The 538-nt window shown below is 47.6% G+C and carries 1 protein-coding gene; it reads left to right on the top strand.

Features of this window, described 5'->3' with window-relative positions; genetic code table 11:
* Positions 1 to 538 (top strand): Ig-like domain-containing protein (locus tag J582_RS25560; RefSeq protein ID WP_032049018.1); only part of this gene is annotated, 538 nt, incomplete at both ends.

Here is a 538-nt window from a genome sequence, read left to right as displayed (position 1 = left end):
TAATGCTGTGGTAACTGTAGATACCACTGCGCCGACAGTTGGTTTAAGTGATGTCACCACCAATGACAGTACACCTGAATTAACAGGTACAGTGAACGATCCAACTGCGACAGTTGTGGTGACTGTAAATGGTGTGAACTATACTGCGGTGAATAATGGCAATGGTAGTTGGACCCTTGCAGACAATACACTTCCAGTGTTGGCAGATGGTCCACATACTGTGACTGTGACAGCAACCGACCCGGCAGGTAATGTAAGTACAACCAGTGCAGTCGTGACTGTGGATACTGCAGCAGCGAACTTGCTTGGTCCGATTACAGTACCGGATGACTTAAATGCTGATGGCTTCATCAATACATCAGAACTTGGCACAGATGGCAGCTTTAATGCCCGTGTAGCGTTGGGTCCAGATGCAGTGGTAGGTACTGTTGTGAATGTTAACGGTACTGACTATACAGTGAGTGCAACTGACTTAAGCAATGGCTATATCACCGCAGCGATTCCTGTAACAGCGGATGGCCCAATTACCATCCATGCC

Origin of the sequence: Acinetobacter sp. 1566109, assembly GCF_000582255.1 — a bacterium.
Taxonomy (GTDB): Bacteria; Pseudomonadota; Gammaproteobacteria; order Pseudomonadales; family Moraxellaceae; genus Acinetobacter; species Acinetobacter nosocomialis.
The sequence above is the reverse complement of the archived record's forward strand: the minus strand, read 5'-3'. Positions and strand labels throughout refer to the sequence as shown.